Genomic DNA, 24,679 nt, shown 5'->3' on the forward strand with positions numbered 1-24,679 from the left:
AAATTATGAAAACGTATATAAATCCAAAACCGGAACAATGGAATGAATTAGCAAAACGGAAAACCGTTGCAACTGATGATTTAAACGAAACTGTGAGAACTATTTTTAATGATATTAAAAAAAATGGAAGCAAAGCAGTAGAAAAATACACTCATTATTTTGATGGTGTAACCATTGCAAATATCGAAGTAAAACCATCAGAAATTGAAAATGCTGCTGCAGTAATTCCATCCGATTTAAAAGAAGCAATCCAAATCGCCACAGAAAACATCACAAAATTCCACATTGCCCAAAAAGAAATCCCAACAAAAATAGAAACCACATCAGGTGTTTATTGTTGGAGAGAAAGTCGCGCCATCGATACTATTGGGATTTATATACCTGGCGGAACTGCTCCATTGTTTTCATCGGTTTTGATGTTGGCTATACCCGCTAAAATTGCTGGCTGTAAGAATATTATTTTGTGTTCGCCACCAGATAAAAACGGCAACATTAATCCCGCTATTTTATATGCTGCACAACTTACTGGCGTAACTAAAATTTATAAAGTTGGTGGTATTCAAGCCATTGCCGCAATGACATTGGGAACTGATGAAATACCAATTGTGTCTAAATTATTTGGACCAGGAAATCAATATGTAACCGCTGCCAAACAATATGCACAACAATTAGGTTTAGCCAACGATTTACCAGCCGGACCAAGTGAATTATTAGTCATTGCTGATAGTAGTTGTGATCCTGAATTTGTGGCTTCCGATTTACTTTCGCAAGCTGAGCACGGCGATGATAGTCAGGTTATTTTAGTTTCCAATTCTGAAGAAATTATAACGAAAGTTAAATTGGCAATCGAAAATCAGAAGACAATTTTACCACGACAAAAAACCGTTGAAAAAGCATTAGAAAATAGTCGGGCTTTGGTTTTTGAAGATATTCAAACTGCTATTGCATTCTCTAATTTTTATGCGCCAGAACATTTGATTTTAGCGGTTGAAGATGCTGAAAACAAAATTGATTTAATTCAAAATGCTGGTTCTGTTTTTATTGGAAATTATAGTTGTGAAAGTGCAGGAGATTATGCTAGTGGAACCAATCATACCTTGCCAACAAACGGTTATGCAAAGAATTATAGCGGCGTATCGTTAGACAGTTTTGTAAAGAAAATTACGTTTCAAAAATTAACCTCAAAAGGTATTCAAAACCTTGGACCAACAATAGAATTAATGGCTGCTGCGGAACAATTAGACGCTCACAAAAACGCTGTTTCTATCCGATTAAAAAAATTACAAAATGGATAATATCAACAATTTAATTAGAAAAAATATTCTTTCGCTCACGCCCTATTCAAGTGCACGAGATGAATACAAAAGCAATCAAGGTATCTTTTTAGACGCTAATGAAAATCCGTTTGGGAATTTAAATCGCTATCCCGATCCTTATCAATGGCGTTTGAAACAAATTTTAAGCAGTCAAAATAAAGTAGCAATCGAAAATATCTTAATTGGCAATGGAAGTGATGAAATTATCGATTTGGTTCAACGTGTTTTTTGTGAACCGAATGAAGATAAAATTATCATTTGTCCACCAACGTATGGCGTGTATGAAGTCTATGCGAACATCAATAATCTGGAAATAATTTCAATCCCATTAACCGAAAACTTTCAACTGAATTCAGAAACTATTTTAGCACAAAATGCCAAAATTTTATACTTGTGTTCACCAAATAATCCAACGGGGAATTCATTAGAAAATTTGGAGTACATTATTAAAAATTTCAATGGAATAATATTTTTAGATGAAGCTTATATAGACTTTAGCGAACAACCTTCTTTGGTTACGAAAATCAAACAATATCCAAATTTGATTGTGTCTCAAACGTTCAGTAAAGCAAGAGGTTTGGCCGCTGTTCGAGTCGGAATTGCTTATGCCAATGAAACAATTATTACGGTAATAAATAAGGTAAAACCGCCTTACAATGTGAGTCAATTGAACCAAGAAGCCGCTGTTCAATCGCTTGCTGATGAAGCGAATTTTAAATCGAATATACAATTGATAAAATCAGAACGTGAATTGCTTAAACAATCTCTTTTGGCTTTGGATTTTGTGATAAAAATTTATCCTTCAGAAGCCAATTTTTTATTGGTCGAAATGGAAAATGCAACCGCCATTTACAACAGTTTAATCGAACAACAAATAATCACACGCAACCGAAGTTCGGTAGTTGAAAACACTATTCGAATTACTATTGGCACCCCAAAAGAGAATCAACAATTAGTGCGCGCACTTCAATTACTTACATCATGAAAAAAGTATTATTTATAGATAGAGATGGCACCCTAATCATCGAACCTCCTATCGATTTTCAAGTGGATAGTTTAGAAAAATTGGAGTTTTATCCGCAGATTTTTCAGTATTTATCTCGAATCGCCAAAGAACTCGATTATGAGTTGGTTATGGTGACCAATCAAGACGGAATGGGAACCGATTCGTTTCCGGAAAACACGTTTTGGCCAGCACAAAATAAGATGCTGAAAGCCTTTAAGAATGAAGGAATCTTATTTTCCGATATTATCATTGACACTTCGTTTCCGGAACAAAATTTACCAACCCGAAAACCCGGAACGGCATTGCTACAACAATACATCAAAGGCAATTATGACTTAAAAAACTCGTTTGTAATTGGTGATCGTATTACTGATATTCAACTTGCAGAAAACTTAGGAAGTCAGGCGATTTTTATTTCGGCTACAGCCAATGAAAGAGCGATTGTATCAACAACATCATGGGAAATAATTTATAAATTTTTAAAAGAACAACCTCGTGTAGCTCAATTGATTCGCAAGACAAAAGAAACTGAAATTTCAGTTGAAATAAATTTAGATGGCAATGGAAAAAGCAACATTCAAACTGGTTTAGGATTTTTTGATCACATGCTCGACCAAATTGCAAAACACGGAAATATCGATTTGAACATAACTGTAAAAGGAGATTTGTATGTTGACGAACACCATACCATTGAAGATGTTGGTATTGCTTTAGGTGATGTTTTCTCGCAAGCTTTGGGTTCTAAAAAAGGGATTACGCGTTATGGCTTTTTATTGCCGATGGACGATTGTCTGTCGCAAATAGCAATAGATTTTGGTGGTCGTTCATGGTTGGTTTGGGATGCTAAATTTAATAGAGAAAAAATTGGCGAAATGCCGACTGAGATGTTTTCTCATTTTTTTAAATCATTTTGCGATGGTGCCAAATGTAATTTGAATATCAAATCAGAAGGCGAAAACGAACACCACAAAATAGAATCTATTTTTAAGGCATTTGCGAAAGCTATAAAAATGGCAATTCAAAAAGACGGGACAAACGGCATTCCAAGCACAAAAGGAATTCTATGATAGCAATTGTAAAATACAACGCTGGTAACATTACTTCAGTGAAAAATGCCGTTGAACGGTTAGGTTATTCGTGCATCGTTACCGATGATGAAACGATTTTAAAAAAAGCTGAAAAAGTGATTTTTCCTGGTGTGGGCGAAGCAAGTTCGGCGATGCGGTATTTAAAAGAAAAAGGTTTGGACAAAGTAATAAAAAACCTAACACAACCCGTTTTGGGCATTTGCCTCGGACAACAATTATTATGTCAATTTTCGGAAGAAGGCAACACAAAATGTTTAGGCATTTTTGAAGCAACAGTAAAGAAATTTGAACCAAAATCAAAAGTGCCGCATATGGGTTGGAATACAATTTCTAATACAAAATCAGAATTATTCAACGGTATTTCAACTGACGAAGATTTTTATTTTGTACACAGTTATTATGCCGAAATTAGTAATGAAACGACAGCCATTTGCGATTACATCGTTCCGTTTAGTGCTTCGATGCAAAAGGATAATTTTTACGCTACACAATTTCATCCCGAAAAATCATCACAGGTTGGCGAAGAATTATTACTGAACTTTTTAAAACTATAAACATATAAAAAGTTTTAAACCATTAAGGTATTAAGATAATTAAGTCTTAATGAAACTTAATACCTTAATGGTTTAAAAAATCAATAGAAAATATTATTATGAGAATCATTCCAGCCATAGACATCATCAACGGAAAATGCGTCCGATTGACTAAAGGTGATTACAACACCCAGAAAATCTACAACGAAAACCCTTTGGAAGTTGCCAAATATTTTGAAGACAACGGCATCCAATATTTACATTTAGTCGACTTAGATGGAGCAAAATCACACCAAATTATCAATCATAAAGTATTGTATCAAATTGCAACCAAAACGAATTTGAAAATCGATTTTGGCGGCGGATTAAAGCAAAGAAAAGATCTTGAAATTGCATTTGAAAATGGCGCAAATCAAATTACCGGCGGAAGTATTGCCGCAAATAATCCAGTAGAATTTTTACAATGGTTGAATGAATTTGGAAGCGAAAAAATCATTTTAGGAGCTGATTGTCTAAATCGGAAAATTGCCACTCAAGGCTGGTTGGAAACATCGGAACTTGATGTGATTGAATATATTTCTGACTATGTGTCTAAAGGAATTTCAACAGTAATTTGCACCGACATTTCTAAAGACGGAATGCTTCAAGGAACATCTAATGAATTGTATTCAGCTATTTTAATTAAGGCCAAAGTAAATCTAATTGCAAGCGGTGGCGTTACAACTTTATCCGATTTAAAATTGCTAAAAACGATGGGTTGTGAAGGCGCCATCATTGGAAAAGCTTTGTATGAAGGCACTATAAAAATTGAAAAGCTTAGAGATTTATGTTAAAGAAAAGAATCATTCCGTGTTTGGATATTAAAGACGGTCGCGTAGTTAAAGGAGTTCAATTTTTGGAACTGAAAGACGCTGGAAATCCTGTTGAATTAGCTTCATTTTATTCTAAAAACGGAGCAGATGAATTGGTGTTTTTAGATATCAGCGCCACTTTAGAAAAACGAAAAACTTTAGCCAAAATGGTAACGCAATTGTCCAAAGAAATCAATATTCCGTTTACCGTTGGCGGAGGCATTCAATCAGTTGATGATGCGAGATTATTATTGCAATCCGGAGCAGATAAAGTGAGTATTAATTCGGCTGCCGTTTTGAATCCGGAGCTGATTACTGAAATTTCGGAGGCTTTTGGAAGTCAGAGTTTAGTAGTCGCCATTGACATAAAAAAACAAGAAAACGATTGGTATGTTTTTGTCAAAGGCGGAACCGAATCCACTGGAATTTTAGCCATTGATTGGGCACAAAAAGTTGAACAACTTGGTGCCGGAGAACTATTAGTAACTTCCATGAACAACGATGGTTCCAAAAACGGATTTGCATTAGAAATTACCAATGCTATTTGTAAAGCCGTTTCCATTCCGGTAATTGCTTCAGGTGGTGCAGGAAAAGTTGACCATTTTGTTGAATTATTTACCAAAACCAAAGTCAGTGCTGGTTTAGCAGCAAGTATTTTTCACTTTAATGAAGTGCCAATTTCTAAGTTAAAAAACATTTTAAAAACCCAAAATATTCCCATTAGATGAATTTAGATTTCTCAAAAAACAACGGATTAATTCCTGTTATCATTCAAGACAACCAAACGCAGCAAGTTTTGATGTTAGGCTATATGAATGAAGAAGCGTTGCAAAAAACACAAGAAGAAAATACCGTAACTTTTTTTAGTCGAAGCAAAAACAGATTGTGGACCAAAGGGGAAACTTCGGGTAATTTTCTAAATGTAGTTTCCATAAAAGAAGATTGCGATAACGATGCATTATTGATTCAAGTCATCCCAAACGGACCAACGTGCCACAACGGAACGACTTCTTGCTTTGCAAATGAGCCTCAAATTTCATTTCTTAATGAATTGGAAAATGTGATTGAAGAACGCATTTCAAACCCAAGTTCAGAGTCGTATGTCGCATCTCTTTTTAAGAAAGGAATCAATAAAATGGCACAAAAAGTGGGAGAAGAAGCAGTTGAATTAGTTATTGAAGCTAAAGATGATAATCAAGATTTGTTTTTAAATGAAGCGGCCGATTTGTTATTTCACTATTTAGTGTTGTTAAAAGCTAAAGGTTTTGGATTGGAAAATGTAGAAACCATTTTAAAAGACAGAATGAAAAATAGATAATATTAGCTTTAAGGCTATTTAAGAATAACAAATCTTTATCATTTCTTTAAAATTTAAAAATAGAATTCTCATTATCTTTGCGGTAGATTAAATCAAGTAATCCTAATTCCTTAATCCTAAATTAAAAATTATGTATCCAGAAGAAATGGTATTACCAATGCGTGCCGAATTAACTGCCGCTGGTTTTCAAGATTTATATAATGCAGAGGCTGTAGAAAATGCTATTAAAGCAGAAGGAACAACACTTGTAGTTGTAAATTCGGTTTGTGGTTGTGCGGCAAGAAACGCACGTCCGGGAGCAAAAATGAGTTTAGATGGCACAAAAAAACCCGACCATTTAGTAACTGTTTTTGCCGGTGTTGATAAAGAAGCGGTTGATGCTGCCCGCCAGCACATGTTCCCTTTTCCACCATCATCACCAAGTATGGCATTATTCAAAAATGGCGAATTGGTTCACATGTTAGAACGTCATCACATTGAAGGTCGTCCTGCTGAAATGATTGCTGAAAACCTGAAAGACGCTTACGCAGAATTCTGTTAAACTTGCCACAAAGACACTAGGTCGTAAGGAATTATTTAGCCACAGATTCACAGATTTTTATTATTAATCTGTGAATCTGTGGCTAATTTTTTTATAGTTGTAATTTTAGAATAAAATTCTAAATTTGTACCGAATTCTTCCATTTAGAGTTCAGAAATATTTCTCACTTAAACGTTTATAGCATGCAACTGTATAACACCTTAAGCGCAGAAGAAAGAGCCGAACTTATTGATCAAGCCGGCAAACAACGACTTACTTTGTCTTTCTATGCGTATGCCAAAATTGAAGATCCAAAACAATTTCGCGACAATTTATTTATCGAATGGAACAAGCTCGATGCTCTTGGCAGAACTTATGTAGCCAAAGAAGGAATCAATGCCCAAATGTCGGTTCCGGCAGAAAACATTGAAGCTTTTCGCGAAACATTAGAAGTGTATGACTTCATGAAAAACATCCGTTTAAATGTAGCTGTCGAACAAGACGATCATTCCTTTTTGAAACTGACCGTAAAAGTCCGTGACAAAATTGTAGCCGACGGATTAAACGACGAAACTTTTGACGTTACCAATATTGGGGTGCACTTAAAAGCAAAGGAATTCAATCAGATTTTAGAAGACCCAAATACCATTGTTGTCGATTTTAGAAATCATTATGAAAGCGAAATTGGCCATTTCAAAGGCGCTATAACTCCGGATGTGGAGACTTTCAGAGAAAGTTTACCAATCATCAACGAGCAACTTCAAAATCACAAAGAAGATAAAAATCTGGTGATGTATTGCACTGGTGGGATTCGTTGCGAAAAAGCTTCGGCTTATTTCAAACATCAAGGTTTTAAAAATGTATTTCAGTTAGAAGGCGGCATTATCAATTATGCCAAGCAAATTAAAGAAGAAGGTATAGAAAGTAAATTCATTGGAAAGAATTTCGTTTTTGACCATCGCCTTGGCGAAAGAATTACTGACGATATAGTTTCGCAATGCCATCAATGCGGAAAACCTTGCGACAATCACACCAATTGTGAAAACGAAGGCTGTCATTTATTGTTCATACAATGTGATGAATGTAAAGCTGCGATGGAGAACTGTTGTTCTGTCGAATGTCAAGAAATCATTCACATGTCATTGGTTGATCAAGTGAAATTGCGTCGTGGGGTAAAAAACGGAAACATGATTTTCAGAAAAGGGAAATCAGATAAATTACTTTTCAAACATTCGGGTGAACTTTCGGATACATCTTTGGCTATTGCCGAAAAACCAAAAGACATCAGACAGAAAATAAAAATCAAAAAAGTCTTAATCGGAAAAGCAGAACATTATTATGTAAAAGCAGCTGTCGGACTTTTCATTATCGAAAATCAGGAGGTAACTATTGGTGATAAAATCTTAATTTCAGGGTCAACAACCGGAAACGAAGAAATGGTTATCGAAAAAATGTTCGTCAACGGAAGTGAAAATACTATAGCAAAAATTGGCGATAAAGTCACAATGAGTTTGCCATTCCGAATTCGTTTATCGGATAAATTGTTTAAGATTATCTCCTAAACTTATTCATTTTTAAAATACAAAATCCTAAATTTTGGCTGAAAAAAGCAATCAGAATTTGGGATTTTTTTATTGTAATTTATTTTTTTAAAATACTATCTTTACCAATTAATCGTTTTATGAATTATAAGTTGCTTTTTGCAACACTACATATATAATTATGGCTTGTCAAAGTTGTTCAACATCTGATGGTGGCGCACCTAAAGGATGCAAAAATAATGGGACTTGCGGCACCGATAGCTGCAACAAATTAACGGTTTTTGATTGGTTAGCCAATATGAGTTTACCAAACGGGGAAACTGCTTTCGACTGTGTTGAAGTTCGCTTCAAAAACGGTAGAAAAGAATTTTTTCGCAATACCGAAAAACTCACACTTAGCATTGGCGATGTTGTTGCGACTGAAGCTTCTCCAGGACATGATGTGGGTATTGTAACTTTAACCGGAGAATTGGTGAAAATTCAAATGAAGAAAAAGGGCGTGAATCATTCCGGTCCGGATATTGCCAAAATATATCGAAAAGCATCACAAAGAGATATTGATATTTGGAGCGATTCTCGAGATAAAGAAGAACCAATGAAAGTGAAAGCGCGTGAATTAGCAATCACTCACAAATTGGAAATGAAAATTTCGGATATCGAATTTCAAGGAGATGGATCCAAAGTTACTTTTTATTATACCGCAAACGACAGAGTTGATTTTCGACTTTTAATAAAAGATTATTCCCGAGTATTCAGCACCAGAATTGAAATGAAACAAGTTGGTCTGCGTCAAGAAGCGTCTCGTCTTGGCGGCATTGGTTCATGTGGTAGAGAACTATGTTGTTCAACTTGGTTGACGGATTTCCGTAGCGTAAATACTTCGGCTGCGCGTTACCAACAACTGTCTTTAAATCCGCAAAAATTAGCAGGACAATGCGGTAAATTAAAATGTTGTTTGAACTACGAATTAGATACTTACTTAGATGCTTTAAAAGGTTTTCCTGATTTTGAAACCAAATTAAAAACAGAAAAAGGCGATGCCATTTGCCAAAAACAAGATATTTTTAAAGGCTTAATGTGGTTCGCTTATACAGATAATTTTGCGAATTGGCACGTTTTAAACATTGAGCAAGTCAAGGAAATAATAGCCGAAAACAAACAAAACAAAAAAGTAAGTTCTCTTGAAGATTTTGCTATTGAAACGGTTGCTGAACCTGAAAAGGATTTTAACAATGCAATGGGACAAGAAAGTCTAACCCGATTTGACCAACCCAAAAAGAGCAAAAATAAAAACCGAAACAAAAATAAAAGCAAGGTTTCCAATCAACCCGATGCGAGACCAAACGGAGTCAAGATAAATCCAAACCAAAACCAGAAAAAAGAGCAAGGTCAAGGACAAAAACAAACTCAGAAACCAGCAGACAAAAAACCTATAATTATAAAAAAGAATGAAAATAAAGAATAGCATCCTTTTTATTTTAATCCTGCTTTTGGTTATTTCTTGTGATAAAAAAAGAGTTTTCGATGAATATAAATCGGTTGGTAAAACTTGGCATAAAGATAGCATCGTGACTTTTGAATTGCCAAAATTAGACTCCAAAAAATTCTTTAATTTGTATGTAAATGTTAGAGATAACGACGATTATCCATTCAATAATTTATTCCTGATTGTTTCCTTAGAGCAACCAAACCATAAGGTTAAAGTAGATACTTTGGAATACCAAATGACAAATCCCGATGGCACACTTCTAGGAGATGGCTTTTCGGATATTAAAGAAAGTAAACTTTTTTATAAAGGGAAAACAAACTTTACTCAAAAAGGAATTTATAAAATTCACATACAACAAGCAACAAGACAAACCGGAAAAATTGAAGGTGTAACAACACTTCCAGGAATAACTGATGTTGGTTTTAGAATAGAATCTACAGAATAAAATTATGGCACAAAAAAATAATACTACAGTTAAAGACATTAAGTACTACCAAAAGAAATTTTGGAAGTTGTTCTTTTATGGACTTGGAGTAACGGCTTTGTTTTTCACCCTAGCATCCTGGGGATTTTTTGGAAGTATGCCTTCGTTTGAAGATTTAGAGAATCCAGAATCAAATTTAGCCACCGAAGTTATTTCTTCTGATGGAATAACGATTGGGAAATTTTACAACGAAAACAGAACACCAATAAAATATGAGGATTTACCACAAAGTTTGGTCAAAGCTTTAGTCGCTACAGAAGATGAGCGTTTTTATGAACATTCCGGAATTGATGCCCGAAGAACTTTTGGTGCTGCTTTAAAATTAGGTTCCAATGGTGGAGCCAGTACATTAACCCAACAGTTAGCCAAATTATTATTCCATGGTGAAGGTTCAACTTTTAAACTTTTTCGTGTTATCCAAAAAGTAAAAGAATGGATTATTGCAGTTAAATTAGAACGTCAATATACCAAAAACGAAATTATCGCAATGTATCTTAACAAAGCCGATTTTGTAAATACAGCTGTTGGAATCCGTTCTGCTTCCAAAGTATATTTTGGCAAAGAACCTCGCGATTTGACTGTTGACGAAGCAGCAATGTTTGTTGGAATGCTTAAAAACCCTTCATTGTATAATCCTTTACGTCGCATAGAAAAAGTGCGTTTGAGAAGAAATACGGTTCTAGGTCAAATGGTTAGAAATGGTATTTTGGATAAAGCAACCAAAGACAAATTGGCTGCTCAACCTATTGTGTTACACTTTCATCCAGAAAGTCATAAAGAAGGAACTGCAACTTATTTTAGAGAATTCCTTCGCGAATACATGAAAAACTGGGCGAAAGAAAATAAAAAATCAGACGGAAGTGATTGGGATATTTATAGCGATGGTTTAAAAATTTATACTACAATAGATTCAAAGATTCAAGAACATGCCGAAGAAGCCGTTGCGGCACACATGAAAAATTTACAAAAGGAATTCTTTGCGGAACAAAAAGACAATAAAAATGCCCCGTTTTTAAAAATCACACCCGAAGAAACACAAAGAATCATGGACAAAGCCATGAAGTCATCTGACCGATGGAGAATCATGAAAGAAGATGACAAATCAGACGAAGAAATTACGGCTTCATTCCAAGTACCAACCAAAATGAAAATATTCTCCTGGAATGGTGAAATCGATACAATTATGAAGCCTATTGACTCGATTCGCTATTACAAACATTTTCTTCAAACTGGTGTAATGTCAATGGAACCAAAAACGGGTCATATCAAGGCTTGGGTTGGTGGAATTGATTATAAATATTTTCAATACGACCACGTTGGACAAGGCGCCCGTCAAGTGGGCTCGACTTTCAAACCTTTTGTTTACGCCACAGCAATCGAGCAATTAGGCATGTCGCCCTGCGATTCTATTATCGATTCACCGTTTACAATTCCGGTTGGAAGACATCACGTTACCGAAGCCTGGACGCCAAAAAACTCCGATAATAAATACCGCGGAATGGTAACTTTGAAAAAAGCATTGGCTAATTCTATCAATACCGTTTCCGCAAAATTGATGGATAAAGTTGGTCCCGAAGCTGTAGTTGCCTTAACCAAAAAATTAGGAGTGAAATCAGATATTCCTGTGCAACCTTCTATCGCACTTGGTGCCGTAGAAATTACTGTTGAAGACATGGTGGCAGCTTACAGCACTTTTGCCAACCAAGGTGTTTATATCAAACCACAATTCATCAGCAGAATTGAAGATAAAAATGGTGTAGTGCTATACGAACCAGTTCCGGAAACACATGATGTCTTGAATAAAGACATCGCTTATGCGGTCATCAAACTTTTAGAAGGTGTAACCGAAGAAGGTTCCGGAGTACGTCTTAGAACGCAAGGTGGCGGAAGTGGCGACAATCGTTGGACAGGTTACCCATACATGTTTACGAATCCAATTGCAGGGAAAACAGGAACTTCTCAAAATCAATCGGATGGTTGGTTTATCGGAATGGTGCCTAATTTGGTTACCGGAGTTTGGGTGGGTTGCGAAGACCGTTCTGCTCGTTTCAAAGGAATTACATATGGTCAAGGTGCAACGGCTGCTTTACCAATTTGGGGATATATGATGAAAAAATGCTATGAAGATAAAGATTTGCTGATTTCAAAAGATCCATTTGAAAGACCGGATAATCTTTCGATAAAAGTAGATTGCTGGACGCCAAGAAAAGTAGAAGTTGACTCGACTGCACTTCCTCCGGAAGAAGAACAAAACACAGATGAATTTGGATTGTAAAATTTAGGAGCTGTTTCCTGCTGTCCGCTATATCTTTTCCTCGTTAAAGAAACGAGAAAAAGGATGCCGCTACCATCAGGGCTAAAAAAACAGAATAATAGACAACTATGATTAACAAAAAAGTAAACTCCGTACAAGAAGCATTACAAGGCATCGAAGACAATATGACTATAATGCTTGGTGGCTTTGGCCTTTGCGGTATTCCAGAAAATAGTATTGCTGAATTAGTAAAAAAAGAAATCACAGGATTAACCTGCATATCAAATAATGCCGGTGTTGATGATTTTGGTCTTGGTCTACTTTTACAAAAAAGACAAATCAAAAAAATGATTTCTTCCTATGTTGGAGAAAATGCCGAATTTGAACGTCAAATGCTTTCCGGAGAACTTGATGTTGAGTTAACACCACAAGGAACTTTAGCCGAAAAATGTCGCGCTGCTCAAGCTGGAATTCCAGCTTTTTTCACTCCAGCAGGTTACGGAACTGAAGTGGCAGAAGGAAAAGAAACACGAGAATTCAACGGGAAAATGCACGTAATGGAATTGGCCTACAAAGCTGATTTCTCCATAGTAAAAGCATGGAAAGGCGACGAAGCGGGAAACCTTATTTTTAAAGGAACAGCCCGAAACTTCAACGCTTGTATGGCCGGTGCAGCAAAAACTACCATTGCTGAGGTAGAAGAATTATTACCTGTAGGTTCACTCGACCCGAATCAAATACACATTCCAGGTATATTAGTTCAACGCATATTCCAAGGCGAAAAATTTGAAAAAAGAATCGAGCAACGCACAACCAGAAAAAGATAATTTGAAAATTAGCTAATTTGAAAATTTGAAGATGAGGAACGACAAAGACAATTTAATTGTAAAAATGAGTTTTGAATTTGCTTTGAAGATAATTTCTTTTTCTGAAGAAATTCGTCAAACAAACCGTTTTGAAATGGCGTCTCAAATTTTCAGAAGTGGTACATCAATTGGAGCGAATATAAGAGAAGCTCAAAATGCAGAGAGCAGAGCCGACTTCATACATAAATTTAAAATTGCCGTCAAAGAAGCTGATGAAGTTCAATATTGGTTAACATTATGCAAAGAATCTGAATTTTATCCAAATCCTAGTCAAGAATTACATCAAGAAATACAATCTATAAATTTGATTATATCCAAAATTATCTCTTCAAGCAAGAAGCCCTAATTTTCAAATTTTCAAATCATCAAATCATCAAATTATGTTAGATAAAAACGACATCGCAAAACGAATAGCCAAAGAAGTTAAAGACCGCTATTATGTTAACTTAGGAATTGGAATCCCAACCTTGGTGGCTAACTATGTTCGTAATGATATTTCAGTAGAATTTCAAAGTGAAAATGGCGTTCTCGGAATGGGCCCATTTCCGTTTGAAGGTGAAGAAGATGCCGATATCATCAATGCCGGAAAACAAACCATAACGACTTTGCCGGGAGCCAGTTTCTTTGATTCGGCGTTTAGTTTTGGAATGATTCGCAGCCAAAAAGTAGATTTGACGATTCTTGGTGCGATGGAAGTTGCCGAAAATGGTGATATTGCCAACTGGAAAATCCCAGGGAAAATGGTAAAAGGAATGGGAGGCGCCATGGATTTAGTAGCTTCTGCCGAAAATATAATCGTTGCCATGATGCACGTGAATAAAGCCGGCGAAAGCAAAATTCTAAAAAAATGTACGCTGCCATTAACCGGAGTTGGTTGCGTTAAAAAAGTCGTTACTGAATTGGCAGTTTTAGAAATTACTCCAAAAGGTTTCAAACTTTTAGAGCGCGCGCCTGGCGTTTCTGTAGAACATATTATAGCGTCGACTGAAGCCGATTTAATTATTGAAGGAGAAATTCCGGAGATGATTATTGATTAAGATACTCCAATAAAACTTCTGAAGCATTTCCAAAAGTGTTCGCTTTTTCAGTGATACTGACCGCTCGTTTTTTATTCAGTTTATACGTTAAATCAAACTCAGTGGTGAATAATATCGCCGACAAAAAAGGATTATTGATATACGTAACCAACTTGTCACGAGCTGCGTCGATAGTATGAATTTCGATTACTTCTTCCTGCTGGAATTTGTATTTAAGTTCTAGTTTCAAAATACCTTCATCTACAATCGGGCGAACGTAAATGTTCATCAAATCAGTATTTCCAATAGTTTTAGCCATGGTCAATTTGGCAAAAGTTCCATCAGCCAAACTCGCTTTGACATGGTTATAAAAATGGGTAAAGGTTTCGGTAAACGACATTGAAATTTCTGTTTTATATTTTAAAAAAACCAACTTGCCACAAAAATAGCAGTAATTACACAAACCAAATCAACTAAAAGCATCGTGCCAAGTGTGTATCGTGTATTCTTAACATTGATACTTCCAAAGTAAACCGCGATGACATAAAAAGTAGTTTCGGCACTGCATTGGAAAATACAACTCAATCTTCCGGTAAAAGAATCTGGTCCAAAGGTTCGCATAGAATCAATCATAAAACCGCGTGAACCGCCAGAACTAAAAGGTCTTAACATCGCAACCGGCAATGAATCTGTAATTTGTTTGCTTACACCAATATTGGAAAATACAAAGGATATTCCGTTACTGATTATTTCAAACAAACCACTATTTCTAAAGAAGGAAATCGCCACCAACATTCCCATTACATATGGGAAAATGGTAACTCCGGTTTTTAAACCATTGTTGGCGCCAGTAACAAAAGCATCAAAAATAGTCGTGTCTTTTTCTACAAATTTTTTCTCATGAATGAATGAAAAAACCAATGTAAAACCAATGATTGCGACCAGCATCAAGCCTGAAAGATTAGAAGTAAAAGCATTTTTACCAATCAAATCCAATCTGTTAACATAAAATAATAATCCCACAATTGCCGCAATAATTACCATCAGTGCAACCACTAAAGAAGCGCTTTTAAAGTTGATTTTTTGTCGAATTCCGACAATTAAAAATGCCGCAATCGTTCCAATAAATGAGGTGATAATACAGGGCAACATCACATCAGCAGGATTACTAGCATTTTCAGCAGCACGATAACCTATGATAGAAGTTGGAATCAATGTTAATCCCGCTGCGTGCAAACACATAAACATAATTTGTGCGTCGCTTGCCTTATCTTTCTCGGGATTGAGCTCTTGTAAACTCTGCATGGCTTTTAATCCAAATGGTGTTGCAGCTGAATCTAATCCTAGAAAGTTAGCAGCAAAATTTAAAGTCATATAAGAAATGGATTCATGATTTTTTGGAATAGACGGGAAGATTTTTGAGAAAACTGGACTAAGTTTTTTAGCTAATTTTTCAGATGCTCCAGAGTCGATTAGCAACTGCATTAGTCCACAGAAAAAAGCCAAATACGCAATCAGCGGTAGAATTAAATCGAGTAAGCTGTTTTTGCAGGTTGGCAACAATCCGTCCGATTTTTGAACACCCGAATAAATTTTAACAGTCTTAGCTTTATAAACATAAGTAGTATCGGCATTGAGCGTATCTCTATTGATAATCATGGTCTGTTCAGGTGCTTTTTTGAGGCTGTCCATGATAAATTTTGGCATTTGTTCAAGGTATTTTTCGGAAATTAAAATAGGGTCATCTTTTTTTCCATTCAATACATTATCAATAGTGTAGCTACTTCCAATACTCAAACTAAATAGTACAAAAGCTATGGACGAAACAAAAATAGCCAACCAAAATCTACTCAAAACCATAAGTTGTTTTTTTGTAAATATAGCATTTAATCATTTTTGAATTAAAAAATTAAAGCCGATTTTTATTTACAGCATTTATGAAGTGCTAAACAAATGTTAGATTTTGATGAATATTTGTTAATAAAATACGGATATTAGTATAGTGTTGTTATATTTGCTGGATTTTTACTAATACAACTACCATCTCAATAAAATTATGAAAAAGAACTTCTTTATATTCCTAGCATTTATTTTTGTTTCGAATACTATTATTGCACAATCACAGGCTGATGTCAAAAAAATTATTGCCAACTATGATATGGCAAAGCTTAAAAACACCGAAGATTTTTATAGAAAAAAACAAGAAGCTGATAAACGAAAAGCAATTGCAGTTGCGCTACAAAAAAACTGGCCGCTTATAATCAAAAATACAGATGGGAATTTTTCTGAATTAATGAGACTTTCTCCCGAAGGATTGCCTATTTATTATTCGACACAAAATGTAAATGCGGCAAAATCTACCAGAGCAAATCATTTAAACACTGGAGGTAGTCTTGGTTTAAATTTAAATGGACAAGGAATGGTTGTTAGAGAATGGGACGGTGGAAATGTTAGAACAACTCACACTGCTTTTGGTGGGAGAGTTACTGTAATTGACGACCCAACAAATGCAACAACAGTTATGCATTCGACTCACGTTTGTGGGACTATGGTTGCTAGTGCAACGCCGGCTACAGTAAAAGGAATGGCATATCAAGCCAATGCCCGAACATTCAACTGGGATTTAGATGATTCAGAAGCGATCTCGGAAGCACAACTTGGAATGCTTATCTCCAATCACTCTTATGGTGTTCCTATCACAAGTAACGGAACAACTTTACCATCTTGGCTTATCGGATCTTATTCTTCCGATGCTTATATTTGGGATGAACTTGCTTATAATGCTCCTTATTATCTGGCAGTAATGTCGGCTGGAAATGATGGAACAAATAATGATAATTTAGAACCTCTTTTGTTTGGGTATGATAAACTAGTAAGTAATAAAACAGCTAAAAACAATTTAGTTGTAGCCAGTTGTGCTGATGTAACTGTAGCAGCTGATGGGACAGTAAATCCTGCAAACGTATCTATCAGTTCTTTTAGTAGTCAAGGACCAACAGATGACTTTAGGGTAAAACCAGACATCACTGGAAATGGAGAAAACTTGACCTCAACAAGCAATACTAGTAATACTGCAACAGCGGCAATATCCGGAACTTCTATGGCTTCACCAAATGTTGCAGGGACTTTAGTTTTAGTTCAACAACATTACAAAAATTTTACAAATAACTTTATGCGTGCTGCAACACTAAAAGGTTTAGCATGTCATACGGCTGATGATGCAGGAGATGTTGGACCAGACCCTAATTTTGGATGGGGTTTATTAAACGCAAAAAAAGCAGTGGAAACTATAAACGCTAATGGATTAACTTCATGGATTTCGGAAGAGAATCTTAATACCGGACGTGCTTTTACCATGACGGTGAATTCAAATGGGACGGCTCCTTTAATTGCTTCAATTACATGGACAGATCTTCCTGGAGCAATAAACAATGGAACATTGCCTGCAAATGATACAACACCAGCATTAGTAAATGATCTTGATATTAGAATTACAAAAAATACTACGACCTATTTTCCTTGGAGAATGAATCCTGACCCAAGCTCACCGGCAATTAGAACAGGAGACAATTCTGTAGACAATGTAGAGCAAGTAAAAATTGACGCTCCAACTGCAGGACAATATACAATAACCGTTAGTTCAAAAGGAACTTTAGTAACAGGAAGTCAAAAATATTCTCTTATAATTACGGGTATAAATTCCTCATTTGCTATTAATTCAACTTCTGATAATTTAAGCGTTTGTGCTAATCAAAATGCAGTATATACTTTTAATTATAGCCAAACAGGTTCGGGAGCAACAACTTTCTCTGCTGTTGATTTGCCAACTGGAGCAACAGCTTCGTTTTCACCAACATCGTTAAGTGCTGCTGGAACAGTTACAATGACAATTTCTGGATTATCAAATGTTATTCCTAATGAATATTTTGTTGGAATAAGAGGAACCAATGCAACCGAGACAGAAACTAGATATAAGTCTTTACGTATTTATAATGCTGCTTTTCAATCAATTGCTCTTCAAAACCCTACAAACGGACAATCAGGATTATCTACAACTACTGATTTAACATGGAACAGTCAAGCCAATGCACAAAGCTATTCTGTTCAAGTTTCTTTATCTCCAAACTTTACAAGTTTTGTAATAAATGATGTTGTAACAATTAATGAATACAATCTTTCTGGATTAAGTCAAGCAACAAGATATTATTGGAGAGTAATTCCCTCTAATAACTGCGGAGATGGATTAGCAGCCAATGCAACTGTTTATTCATTTGCAACTGGCACATTATCTTGCGACCAAACTTTTACAGCAACAGATTATTCTAACAATGTTATTGGTACTACTCCAAACTCCGAAGCATATGTTCCTTTGACCATTACTGGCGGATATACTATAGGTGATATTAATGTAAATATGGATATTACTCATACTTGGATTGGTGATATAACAGTAACTCTTGAAGGTCCTGCTTCTATTGGAACGCCAATTATTACCCTATTGGATATTCCTTGTGGTGCTAATCAAAACATAAATTGTACTATGGATGATGATGGAGGCGTTTCTGCTTGTAGTGGAACTCCAGCAATTACAGGAAATATTGCTCCCGTTGATGCTTTAAGTTCTCTAAATACTTTACCTGCTGACGGCGAATGGATTTTAAGAGTTCTTGATCATAATAATGAAGATGGTGGAACTATCAATAACTTTAGTATCAACTTGTGTAGAGTTGAAAATGTATTAAGTGTAGTGACTAACCCTTTTTTAAACAGTAGCGTTTATCCTAATCCAACAAAAGGCATTGTAAATGTTGCAATTCCGGCCTTAACAGATAAAGCAACTATAAAATTATATGATATCCAAGGAAGACAAATTCTTTCGAAAGAAACAAGTGAAGTTTACACTTCTTTCGGAATTGAAAATCTTCAAGACGGATTGTATTTAGTTAACATCGAAAATGAACAAGGTTCGATTACTAAAAAGATAATTTTGAGAAGAAACTAATCGTAACCTTTTCTAACAAAAAGTCCTCGCATTTAAAGTGTGAGGACTTTTTTTATACATGAATAATTTCGTCATCTATCAATAAATCTTCCCGTCGTAGTCGGAGAAATATTTGTGCTACAGCAATCACATCTTTTTCGCAATAGATTACAATTCTATCGATGTCTTTTTCAACATAAAAAACATGGGCGACCTGACTGCCATCAATATCTCCTTTAGGAGATGGAATTCCGAGAATTTTTGTTAGTAATTTTAACGAGGTGAAATGTTTGTAATCGCCAAATTTCCATAATTCCAATGTGTCCAAATGTGGAATTTCCCATGGTTTTTTTCCAAATAAATTCAATTTGGTTGGAATAGCAATTTGGTTGATAATCATTCGACGTGCAATAAACGGAATGTCAAATTCTTTGGCATTGTGTCCACATAAAACATGTTGCGCTTGGTTAAAATGAGTATCTAACAAATTAGAAAAATCTTTTAAAATCTTTTTCTCATCGCCAAAAAAAGAGGTTACTCTAAAATTTCTGATGTCTCCTTTGTTGACGAAATAGCCTACGGAAATACAAACAATTATTCCAAACTCAGCCCAAATTCCAGCGCGGTCATAAAAGTCTTCTGGAGTAAATTCATCACGTCTTTGATATTGGGTTTTTTGCTCCCAAAGTTCTTTCATGTCTTTATCCAATTCATTAAAATTTTCCGTTTCGGGAACGGTTTCAATATCGAAAAAAAGGATGCTATTGAGATTTATCTTTTCTATCATATTACTAAATTTAGGAATTTACGGACTTAAAATTAAGTATTGTAATTGAAATATGAAAGAAAAAGTTTAAAAAAGTGATTGCTGTGCTGATGGATTTTCGTGTTCCAACAACCATTTTTTACGCCACAAGCCGCCGGCATAACCGGTTAGTGAGCCGTCAGTTCCGATAACGCGATGACAAGGAACTACAATCCAAAGCGGATTTCTTCCATTGGCAGACGCAACAGCTCGAATGGCTTTTACATCACCTAGTTTTTTGGATAAATCAAGATAAGATATGGTTTTGCCGAAAGGAATATTGAGTAATTCATGCCATACTTTTTGCTGAAAATCGGTTCCTTGTGGATTGAGTTTGAAATCAAAATGATGTCGTTGTCCTTTAAAATATTCCTGCAGTTGGCTAACACATTCTTTAAGATTCTTTGGGATTTTGACAGTAATTACTCCTTCGCTTAAAATAGATATTACAGCAATACCATTTTCATCTCCAACAATTTTTGTGATTCCGAGTGGTGATTCTATAAAGGCTGTTTCCATTTGATAAAGTTATCAAATATTATTTTGAAAAGCTATAAATATAACCTTCCAAAGCCTTCAATTGGTCGTCGTTCATACTTTTAGTAATAGCGAAATTGGTTTTCATAATGTCGTATTGACTTGGATCAACGATTGGGTCGCTTTCTTCTTTTAGAAATGCAACAATGCTTCCTTTTTGGGTTTTGTAGATTTTAGCAATATCCTGTAAGCTTGGTCCAATTATTTTTTGATCCGGTTTGTGACAAGCAATGCAATTGCCTTCGCCTTCAAAAAGTTCTTGTCCAGAAACTGTTACCGCTGTTTCATGAACGGAATTTTCTTTTTTCTCTTGCTTGTTTTGGCACGAAACTAAAAGTAGTATCGTTATAATTAAGAATAGTTTTTTCATGGTTTACAAAAATTCAATACGTTTTTCTAATAGCCCCGATTGCAGTGGTATCTTTTACACCTGTCAGGTTTTTGAAAACCTGACAGGTGTAAAAATATAACGGAAAGCGGGAACATGGAACACTAATAAAGCCCAAACCTTACGCTCCTAAAAATTTACCTAAAATTCGCGAATTTGCGGTCTATTTATTTGTTTAATAATATAGCTGCTTCCTTTGCAAAATAAGTCGAAATCAAACTCGCGCCAGCACGCTTGATGCACATCAATTGTTCCATCATAATCTTGTCGTGATCGAGCCAACCTCTTTCTGAAGCTGCTTTAATCATAGCATATTCGCCCGAAACATGAAAGACAGTTACCGGAACATTAACGGCATTTTTGACTTCGCGAACGATATCCAAATAAGCAATTCCGGGTTTTACCATTACCATGTCGGCACCTTCTTCAACATCCATAAGTGCTTCTTTGATGGCTTCGATGCGGTTGGCATAATCCATTTGATAGGTCTTTTTGTCTTTTGGAATTTCGGCATTATCAACTGGTGCGCTATCTAAAGCATCTCGAAACGGACCATAAAATGCCGAAGCATACTTAGCAGAATAACTCATAATACCAACATTTGAAAATCCGGCAGCATCTAATCCTTGACGCAGTCTTAAAACTCTTCCGTCCATCATGTCACTTGGTGCTACAAAATCGGCTCCGGCTTGAGCGTGAGAAACTGCCATTTTAACGAGAGCTTCGTTAGTTGCATCGTTGGCGATATCTCCGTTTTCAATGAGGCCATCGTGACCATAAATTGAGTATGGATCTAAAGCCACATCAGGCATAACAATCATTTCCGGGCAAGCTGCTTTGATAGCTTTAATGGCTTGCTGCATTAATCCGTTTGGATTCCATGCTTCTTTTCCGGTATTGTCTTTTAGGCTTTCATCAACTTTTACATAAATGTTTATGGCTCGGATTCCGAGAGCAAATATTTCTTTTACTTCTTTTACAGTTAAGTCAATTGAACGACGGTAAATTCCAACCATTGATGGAATTTCGGATTGATAGTTTTCGCCTTCTGTAATGAACATTGGGAACATAAAATCACTTGGACTTAAAGTTGTTTCGCGAACTAAAGAACGAATACTTTCGTTTGCTCTTAGTCTTCTGCCTCTTTGTAGTGGGAACATAATTTTTAGTTTTTCTCGCAAAGGCACAGAGGCGCAAAGCGAATGTTTGTTTACCTTTTTTAAATCCAGTTTATTGGATTTTCTAATACTTTAATTAATTTTTCTTCCTCGCTTCCGACTTCTGGATGATGGTCGTATACCCATTGCACATGCGGTGGTAAACTCATCAAGATGGATTCGATTCTTCCATTGGTTTTTAAACCAAATAAAGTTCCTTTGTCGTGCACCAAATTGAATTCGACATAGCGACCACGACGGATTTCCTGCCAGTTTTTTTGTGCTTCAGTATACTCTAAATCTTTTCTTTTTTCAACAATTGGGACGTAAGCTTCTAGGAAACTATTGCCAACTTCCGAAACAAAGTTAAACCAATTTTCCATTGTCATTTCTGCTGACTCTTTACAATAATCAAAGAACAAACCGCCTATTCCGCGCGCTTCTTTTCGGTGTGCGTTCCAGAAATAAGTGTCGCATTGTTTTTTGTATTTTGGATAAAATTCTGGATTGTGTTTGTCGCAAGCGCTCTTACAGGTTTGATGAAAATGTTTTGCGTCTTCTTCAAACAGATAATATGGCGTTAAATCCTGTCCACCACCAAACCACGAATTTATTATATTTCCAGCAGCATCGTACATTTCAAAATATCTCCAATTGGCATGAACGGTTGGCACCATAGGGCTTTTTGGATGAATGACCAAGCTCAATCCGCAGGCAAAAAAATCGGCTTCTCCAACGTTGAACATCTTCTGCATGGCTTCTGGTAATTTACCGTGAACAGCCGAAATGTTTACACCTCCTTTTTCAAAAACATTTCCATTTTCAATCACACGCGTTCTTCCGCCACCTCCTTCTGGTCGTTCCCAAATGTCTTCACGGAATTTAGCAACGCCATCAACCGCTTCTATACCGGAAGTGATTTGGTCTTGGAGTTGGAGTATGTATTGATAGAATTTATTTTTCATTATAATACTCTGATTTCAATAATCCAAAATAAACTATGTCTTCTAAAACTCCTTCTTGGTTTTTGAATTCCTCACGTAAAATTCCTTCTTCCTGAAAACCATGTTTTAGAGCGATTCTTTGGCTTCCATAATTGATTTTTGAAGTGCAGATATACACTTTATTCATCCCTAATTTGGTAAAACAAAATGTTATTATTTGATAAACTGCATTTGAAATAATTCCTTCCCCTTCAAAATCAGCATCAATAAAATAGGCTAATTCACATTTGAGAATATCATTGTTGACGTTTTTAATACAAACATATCCAATCAAAATATTGGTTTCTGTATTCCTTATGTAGAAATAATAACCTTCATTATTTACTTCCTTTTTAACATTCAACGCAATAAAATTGGTTGTTTTATCTATATCCGAACAACTGGAAACAGTAACCGGAAATGTTTTCTCTATGTGGTTCTTATTCTTAATGATAAGTTTAAAAAACTCTTCAGGAAGAATATTTTGAATTGATTCTATTTTCCAGTTTTCGAATTTCATTACGATTTATATTCTTTCACAGCTTCCACAAAAGCTTTGGCATGATCAACCGGAATATTTGGTAAAATTCCGTGACCAAGGTTTACTATGTAATTGTCTTTTCCGAATTCATTAATCATTTCATGCACCATTTTTTTGATGGTTGGAATTGGGGAAAGTAATCGACTTGGGTCAAAATTTCCTTGCAATGTGATTTTACCGCCAGATAAATATCGGGCGTTTCTTGGAGAACAAGTCCAGTCAACTCCTAGCGCTGATGCCTTACTCTTTGCCATATCGTTCAAAGCAAACCAACATCCTTTTCCGAATACAATTACTTTAGTGTCTTCTGCTAAAGCATCAACGATTTGGTTGATGTATTTCCATGAGAATTCCTGATAGTCAACTGGTGATAACATACCGCCCCAAGAATCAAAAATCTGAATAGCATTACAGCCTGCTTTTACTTTTTCTTTTAAATATAGAATTGTAGTGTCTGTAATTTTTTGCAATAATGTATGCGCCGCAACTGGATTTGAAAAACAAAATCCTTTGGCGGTATCAAAACTTTTAGAACCCTTCCCTTCAACAGCATAACAGAAAATCGTCCATGGTGAACCTGCAAAACCAATTAATGGAACCTCATCATTCAACATTTCTTTGGTTAATTTTATGGCGTCGAAAACGTAACCTAAAGTTTCGTGAACATCGGGAACAAAGGTTTTATTTACATCTTCCATTGAGCGAATCGGATTTGGAATAATTGGGCCCAAATTGTCTTTTAGTTCAACGTGAATTCCCATTGCGCGTGGCACAACTAGAATATCCGAAAACAAAATTGCAGCATCTGGTTTTACAATTCGGATGGGCTGAACTGTAATTTCGGCTGCTAATTCCGGAGTTTCGCAACGAGTAAAGAAATCATATTTGTCGCGCAAAGCTCTGAACTCTGGTAAATATCTTCCGGCTTGACGCATCATCCAAACTGGTGGACGTTCAACGGTTTCGTTATTTAGGGCTCTTAAAAAAAGGTCGTTTTTAATCATT

Annotated in this window: 25 protein-coding genes; 16 read left to right on the forward strand and 9 right to left on the reverse strand. The window is 35.7% G+C overall.

Features of this window, described 5'->3' with window-relative positions; genetic code table 11:
* The first annotated feature begins 5 nt into the window (after positions 1-5).
* The 15 genes from hisD to QWY90_RS13670 all read left to right on the forward strand — a co-directional run bounded on the left by hisD (position 6) and on the right by QWY90_RS13670 (position 14,303).
* Positions 6-1,295 (forward strand): histidinol dehydrogenase, encoded by a 1,290-nt coding sequence (gene hisD / locus QWY90_RS13600; RefSeq protein ID WP_290286534.1) that lies wholly within the window; start codon positions 6-8, stop codon positions 1,293-1,295.
* Positions 1,288-2,301: a histidinol-phosphate transaminase gene (hisC, locus tag QWY90_RS13605; RefSeq protein ID WP_290286535.1), complete on the forward strand. Its 1,014-nt coding sequence runs from the start codon at positions 1,288-1,290 to the stop codon at positions 2,299-2,301. Before hisD ends, hisC begins: the two co-directional genes overlap by 8 nt.
* Positions 2,298-3,389, forward strand: a complete 1,092-nt coding sequence (gene hisB, locus QWY90_RS13610) for a bifunctional histidinol-phosphatase/imidazoleglycerol-phosphate dehydratase HisB (protein ID WP_290286536.1) — start codon at positions 2,298-2,300, stop codon at positions 3,387-3,389. The genes hisC and hisB overlap by 4 nt, the downstream gene beginning before the upstream one ends.
* Positions 3,386-3,964 (forward strand): imidazole glycerol phosphate synthase subunit HisH, encoded by a 579-nt coding sequence (gene hisH, locus QWY90_RS13615; RefSeq protein WP_290286538.1) that lies wholly within the window; start codon positions 3,386-3,388, stop codon positions 3,962-3,964. The genes hisB and hisH overlap by 4 nt, the downstream gene beginning before the upstream one ends.
* Positions 3,965-4,062: 98 nt before the next feature.
* Positions 4,063-4,776, forward strand: coding sequence for a 1-(5-phosphoribosyl)-5-[(5-phosphoribosylamino)methylideneamino]imidazole-4-carboxamide isomerase (gene hisA, locus QWY90_RS13620; RefSeq protein WP_290286539.1), 714 nt, complete (start codon positions 4,063-4,065; stop codon positions 4,774-4,776).
* Complete coding sequence (gene hisF / locus QWY90_RS13625; RefSeq protein WP_290286540.1) at positions 4,770-5,522, forward strand: imidazole glycerol phosphate synthase subunit HisF; 753 nt, start codon at positions 4,770-4,772, stop codon at positions 5,520-5,522. Before hisA ends, hisF begins: the two co-directional genes overlap by 7 nt.
* Complete coding sequence (gene hisIE / locus QWY90_RS13630; protein ID WP_290286542.1) at positions 5,519-6,112, forward strand: bifunctional phosphoribosyl-AMP cyclohydrolase/phosphoribosyl-ATP diphosphatase HisIE; 594 nt, start codon at positions 5,519-5,521, stop codon at positions 6,110-6,112. The genes hisF and hisIE overlap by 4 nt, the downstream gene beginning before the upstream one ends.
* Positions 6,113-6,242: 130 nt before the next feature.
* Entirely contained in the window at positions 6,243-6,653 is a 411-nt protein-coding gene (locus QWY90_RS13635) for a BrxA/BrxB family bacilliredoxin (RefSeq protein ID WP_290286544.1), read from the forward strand.
* A 182-nt stretch (positions 6,654-6,835) separates the two neighbouring features.
* The gene (gene trhO, locus QWY90_RS13640) at positions 6,836-8,194 is read left to right on the forward strand and encodes an oxygen-dependent tRNA uridine(34) hydroxylase TrhO (protein ID WP_290286547.1); all 1,359 of its coding nucleotides are present in this window, start codon (positions 6,836-6,838) and stop codon (positions 8,192-8,194) included.
* Between the two features lie 160 nt (positions 8,195-8,354).
* Positions 8,355-9,638: a PSP1 domain-containing protein gene (locus tag QWY90_RS13645; RefSeq protein ID WP_290286548.1), complete on the forward strand. Its 1,284-nt coding sequence runs from the start codon at positions 8,355-8,357 to the stop codon at positions 9,636-9,638.
* Positions 9,622-10,107, forward strand: coding sequence for a gliding motility lipoprotein GldH (locus QWY90_RS13650; RefSeq protein ID WP_290286549.1), 486 nt, complete (start codon positions 9,622-9,624; stop codon positions 10,105-10,107). Before QWY90_RS13645 ends, QWY90_RS13650 begins: the two co-directional genes overlap by 17 nt.
* A 4-nt stretch (positions 10,108-10,111) precedes the next feature.
* On the forward strand, positions 10,112-12,421 hold the full coding sequence (locus QWY90_RS13655) for a penicillin-binding protein 1A (protein ID WP_290286550.1): 2,310 nt from the start codon (positions 10,112-10,114) through the stop codon (positions 12,419-12,421).
* Positions 12,422-12,528: 107 nt separating this feature from the next.
* A complete protein-coding gene (locus QWY90_RS13660; RefSeq protein ID WP_290286551.1) occupies positions 12,529-13,227 on the forward strand; it encodes a CoA transferase subunit A in 699 nt (232 codons plus the stop codon).
* Between the two features lie 31 nt (positions 13,228-13,258).
* Positions 13,259-13,612 (forward strand): four helix bundle protein, encoded by a 354-nt coding sequence (locus tag QWY90_RS13665; protein WP_290286552.1) that lies wholly within the window; start codon positions 13,259-13,261, stop codon positions 13,610-13,612.
* Positions 13,613-13,646: 34 nt separating this feature from the next.
* Positions 13,647-14,303, forward strand: coding sequence for a 3-oxoacid CoA-transferase subunit B (locus QWY90_RS13670; protein ID WP_290286553.1), 657 nt, complete (start codon positions 13,647-13,649; stop codon positions 14,301-14,303).
* On the opposite strand, the gene QWY90_RS13675 is transcribed toward QWY90_RS13670, so the two are convergent.
* Both QWY90_RS13675 and QWY90_RS13680 read right to left on the reverse strand, forming a co-directional pair.
* Positions 14,293-14,682 carry a hypothetical protein gene (locus QWY90_RS13675; RefSeq protein WP_290286554.1) on the reverse strand — a complete coding sequence of 130 codons (390 nt, stop codon included), beginning with the start codon at positions 14,680-14,682 and terminating at the stop codon, positions 14,293-14,295. The two genes, QWY90_RS13670 and QWY90_RS13675, sit on opposite strands and share 11 nt — an antisense overlap.
* 20 nt (positions 14,683-14,702) lie before the next feature.
* Entirely contained in the window at positions 14,703-16,142 is a 1,440-nt protein-coding gene (locus tag QWY90_RS13680) for a nucleoside recognition domain-containing protein (RefSeq protein WP_290286556.1), read from the reverse strand.
* Between the two features lie 196 nt (positions 16,143-16,338).
* Here QWY90_RS13680 and QWY90_RS13685 point away from each other — a divergent pair, with 196 nt between their 5' ends.
* Positions 16,339-19,284 (forward strand): S8 family serine peptidase, encoded by a 2,946-nt coding sequence (locus QWY90_RS13685; RefSeq protein ID WP_290286558.1) that lies wholly within the window; start codon positions 16,339-16,341, stop codon positions 19,282-19,284.
* Positions 19,285-19,336: 52 nt separating this feature from the next.
* Here QWY90_RS13685 and QWY90_RS13690 read toward each other — a convergent pair whose 3' ends face one another.
* The 7 genes from QWY90_RS13690 to hemE all read right to left on the reverse strand — a co-directional run bounded on the left by QWY90_RS13690 (position 19,337) and on the right by hemE (position 24,678).
* On the reverse strand, positions 19,337-20,050 hold the full coding sequence (locus QWY90_RS13690) for a 3'-5' exonuclease (protein WP_290286559.1): 714 nt from the start codon (positions 20,048-20,050) through the stop codon (positions 19,337-19,339).
* A 66-nt stretch (positions 20,051-20,116) separates the two neighbouring features.
* On the reverse strand, positions 20,117-20,587 hold the full coding sequence (locus QWY90_RS13695; RefSeq protein ID WP_290286560.1) for a methylated-DNA--[protein]-cysteine S-methyltransferase: 471 nt from the start codon (positions 20,585-20,587) through the stop codon (positions 20,117-20,119).
* 19 nt (positions 20,588-20,606) lie between these two features.
* A complete protein-coding gene (locus tag QWY90_RS13700) occupies positions 20,607-20,975 on the reverse strand; it encodes a c-type cytochrome (protein WP_290286561.1) in 369 nt (122 codons plus the stop codon).
* Positions 20,976-21,160: 185 nt separating this feature from the next.
* The gene (gene hemB, locus QWY90_RS13705) at positions 21,161-22,153 is read right to left on the reverse strand and encodes a porphobilinogen synthase (protein ID WP_290286562.1); all 993 of its coding nucleotides are present in this window, start codon (positions 22,151-22,153) and stop codon (positions 21,161-21,163) included.
* Between the two features lie 59 nt (positions 22,154-22,212).
* Positions 22,213-23,115 carry an oxygen-dependent coproporphyrinogen oxidase gene (hemF, locus tag QWY90_RS13710; protein ID WP_290286564.1) on the reverse strand — a complete coding sequence of 301 codons (903 nt, stop codon included), beginning with the start codon at positions 23,113-23,115 and terminating at the stop codon, positions 22,213-22,215.
* Positions 23,105-23,653: a GNAT family N-acetyltransferase gene (locus QWY90_RS13715; protein ID WP_290286565.1), complete on the reverse strand. Its 549-nt coding sequence runs from the start codon at positions 23,651-23,653 to the stop codon at positions 23,105-23,107. The genes hemF and QWY90_RS13715 overlap by 11 nt, the downstream gene beginning before the upstream one ends.
* Positions 23,653-24,678 carry a uroporphyrinogen decarboxylase gene (gene hemE / locus QWY90_RS13720; RefSeq protein WP_290286566.1) on the reverse strand — a complete coding sequence of 342 codons (1,026 nt, stop codon included), beginning with the start codon at positions 24,676-24,678 and terminating at the stop codon, positions 23,653-23,655. The genes QWY90_RS13715 and hemE overlap by 1 nt, the downstream gene beginning before the upstream one ends.
* Position 24,679: the final 1 nt, after the last annotated feature.

It is taken from the genome of Flavobacterium paronense (assembly GCF_030409795.1).
Lineage (GTDB): Bacteria > Bacteroidota > Bacteroidia > Flavobacteriales > Flavobacteriaceae > Flavobacterium > Flavobacterium paronense.

What these genes read in the sequence shown, in the direction of transcription:
- hisD (WP_290286534.1), top strand. Translation starts at nt 6, where the DNA reads ATGAAAACGTATATAAATCCAAAACCGGAACAATGGAATGAATTAGCA.
- hisC (WP_290286535.1), top strand. Translation starts at nt 1,288, where the DNA reads ATGGATAATATCAACAATTTAATTAGAAAAAATATTCTTTCGCTCACG.
- hisB (WP_290286536.1), top strand. Translation starts at nt 2,298, where the DNA reads ATGAAAAAAGTATTATTTATAGATAGAGATGGCACCCTAATCATCGAA.
- hisH (WP_290286538.1), top strand. Translation starts at nt 3,386, where the DNA reads ATGATAGCAATTGTAAAATACAACGCTGGTAACATTACTTCAGTGAAA.
- hisA (WP_290286539.1), top strand. Translation starts at nt 4,063, where the DNA reads ATGAGAATCATTCCAGCCATAGACATCATCAACGGAAAATGCGTCCGA.
- hisF (WP_290286540.1), top strand. Translation starts at nt 4,770, where the DNA reads ATGTTAAAGAAAAGAATCATTCCGTGTTTGGATATTAAAGACGGTCGC.
- hisIE (WP_290286542.1), top strand. Translation starts at nt 5,519, where the DNA reads ATGAATTTAGATTTCTCAAAAAACAACGGATTAATTCCTGTTATCATT.
- QWY90_RS13635 (WP_290286544.1), top strand. Translation starts at nt 6,243, where the DNA reads ATGTATCCAGAAGAAATGGTATTACCAATGCGTGCCGAATTAACTGCC.
- trhO (WP_290286547.1), top strand. Translation starts at nt 6,836, where the DNA reads ATGCAACTGTATAACACCTTAAGCGCAGAAGAAAGAGCCGAACTTATT.
- QWY90_RS13645 (WP_290286548.1), top strand. Translation starts at nt 8,355, where the DNA reads ATGGCTTGTCAAAGTTGTTCAACATCTGATGGTGGCGCACCTAAAGGA.
- QWY90_RS13650 (WP_290286549.1), top strand. Translation starts at nt 9,622, where the DNA reads ATGAAAATAAAGAATAGCATCCTTTTTATTTTAATCCTGCTTTTGGTT.
- QWY90_RS13655 (WP_290286550.1), top strand. Translation starts at nt 10,112, where the DNA reads ATGGCACAAAAAAATAATACTACAGTTAAAGACATTAAGTACTACCAA.
- QWY90_RS13660 (WP_290286551.1), top strand. Translation starts at nt 12,529, where the DNA reads ATGATTAACAAAAAAGTAAACTCCGTACAAGAAGCATTACAAGGCATC.
- QWY90_RS13665 (WP_290286552.1), top strand. Translation starts at nt 13,259, where the DNA reads ATGAGGAACGACAAAGACAATTTAATTGTAAAAATGAGTTTTGAATTT.
- QWY90_RS13670 (WP_290286553.1), top strand. Translation starts at nt 13,647, where the DNA reads ATGTTAGATAAAAACGACATCGCAAAACGAATAGCCAAAGAAGTTAAA.
- QWY90_RS13675 (WP_290286554.1), bottom strand. Translation starts at nt 14,682, where the DNA reads ATGTCGTTTACCGAAACCTTTACCCATTTTTATAACCATGTCAAAGCG.
- QWY90_RS13680 (WP_290286556.1), bottom strand. Translation starts at nt 16,142, where the DNA reads ATGGTTTTGAGTAGATTTTGGTTGGCTATTTTTGTTTCGTCCATAGCT.
- QWY90_RS13685 (WP_290286558.1), top strand. Translation starts at nt 16,339, where the DNA reads ATGAAAAAGAACTTCTTTATATTCCTAGCATTTATTTTTGTTTCGAAT.
- QWY90_RS13690 (WP_290286559.1), bottom strand. Translation starts at nt 20,050, where the DNA reads ATGATAGAAAAGATAAATCTCAATAGCATCCTTTTTTTCGATATTGAA.
- QWY90_RS13695 (WP_290286560.1), bottom strand. Translation starts at nt 20,587, where the DNA reads ATGGAAACAGCCTTTATAGAATCACCACTCGGAATCACAAAAATTGTT.
- QWY90_RS13700 (WP_290286561.1), bottom strand. Translation starts at nt 20,975, where the DNA reads ATGAAAAAACTATTCTTAATTATAACGATACTACTTTTAGTTTCGTGC.
- hemB (WP_290286562.1), bottom strand. Translation starts at nt 22,153, where the DNA reads ATGTTCCCACTACAAAGAGGCAGAAGACTAAGAGCAAACGAAAGTATT.
- hemF (WP_290286564.1), bottom strand. Translation starts at nt 23,115, where the DNA reads ATGAAAAATAAATTCTATCAATACATACTCCAACTCCAAGACCAAATC.
- QWY90_RS13715 (WP_290286565.1), bottom strand. Translation starts at nt 23,653, where the DNA reads ATGAAATTCGAAAACTGGAAAATAGAATCAATTCAAAATATTCTTCCT.
- hemE (WP_290286566.1), bottom strand. Translation starts at nt 24,678, where the DNA reads ATGATTAAAAACGACCTTTTTTTAAGAGCCCTAAATAACGAAACCGTT.